The organism is Candidatus Magnetobacterium casense, from assembly GCF_019173545.1.
GTDB classification, from domain to species: domain Bacteria; phylum Nitrospirota; class Thermodesulfovibrionia; order Thermodesulfovibrionales; family Magnetobacteriaceae; genus Magnetobacterium; species Magnetobacterium cryptolimnobacter.
Map to the genome: position 1 here is coordinate 1 of NZ_JABXWD010000656.1, position 1411 is coordinate 1411.

Here is a 1411-nt window from a genome sequence, read left to right on the forward strand (position 1 = left end):
GGAGTTGGGATAAGTCGGGGAGTAATTTGTATTTCAACGGTGGGAATGTGGGGATTGGGACAACAAATCCTGAAAGACCGTTTCATATACTGCAAAATAATAATGCGGCTGCAATCCGTATGACTAATAACGTTGGGATTATCGCTGATATTGGAGTTTCTGGTGCTGAGGGAGGGCCTGCATACGAAAGTTTTCAGATTGCTGTCCAATCTTATCATCCTTTTATATTGGGTGTAAATGGAGGAGTTCAATTGGTTACATTAGCTCCTAATGGTTATTTAGGAGTTGGACGCGGTTCAGGGGACGTTAATACAGTATCCTACTCCCTTCACATGAGGGTATCTGGTGCATATGTAACTGAAGGCGGAGTATGGACAAACGCCTCAAGCCGTGAGTACAAGGAAAACATCGAGGAGCTTTCCAGCAACGATGCAATGCTGGCCTTAAACGACCTGAAGCCCGTGACGTTCAAATACAAGACCGACGACGAACACCACATCGGCTTCATAGCAGAGGACGTCCCTGACATCGTGGCTACGAAGGATCGCAAGGGCCTAAGCCCAATGGACATGGTTGCACTTCTGACGAAGATAGTCCAGGAGCAGCAGAAGACCATCGTTGAGTTGTCGGACAGGGTGAAGTCGCTTGAAAATCAAACCAAATGATGTAATGGAGACGACAGGATGAGAAGAATTGCCTTAACACTAATGATACTACTGGTGGCGTCATCGACATGGGCAATCAGCACGTGGGACGGCATGACGTGGGATGCAGGCTATTGGGACGTTTCACCTACGGCAACACCAACGCCCACGCCAACACCTACTGTAACACCGACACCCACTCCAACGCCAACAGCAACGGCAACACCCACACCCACAGCGACTCCCACCCCAACTCCTACACCTACGCCAACTGTAACACCTACACCTACTCCTACGGCAACAGCAACCCCTACTCCCACGCCAACCGTAACCCCAACTCCCACACCAACACCAACGCCGGTAACGCTGACGGTCACAAAACAGGGCACAGGGGACGGCACTATAACAACGTCAACGGGCAGCCTCAACTGGAGCGGCAACACCGGCACTGCGCTGTATGCACTCAACACACAGGTGATAGTCACAGCGGTGGCGGATAACGCCTCAACCTTCAACGGCTGGACGGGATGCGACGTAACCATCGGCAATCAGTGTACGGTGAACATGACGGCAACAAGGGGCATTACCGCCGAGTTTAACGGCGTATGCAAGAAGACAAAGAAGGACTTTGACGGCGACGGCAAGAGCGACATCCTCTGGCAGAACTCAAATAACGGCGACGTGGCAATATGGCTGATGAACGGTATTGAAAAGAAGTCCAGGGCCTTTGCGGCCAACGGCGTGCCAAAGAACTGGAAGGTCATAGC

2 protein-coding genes are annotated in these 1411 nt (G+C 51.4%); both read left to right on the forward strand.

The window, feature by feature from the left end; translation table 11 throughout:
• Positions 1–251 precede the first annotated feature (251 nt).
• Entirely contained in the window at positions 252–665 is a 414-nt protein-coding gene (locus tag HWQ67_RS18480) for a tail fiber domain-containing protein (protein ID WP_218254165.1), read from the forward strand.
• Between the two features lie 18 nt (positions 666–683).
• The coding region (locus HWQ67_RS18485) for an FG-GAP repeat domain-containing protein (protein ID WP_218254166.1) at positions 684–1411 on the forward strand (728 nt) is incomplete at its 3' end.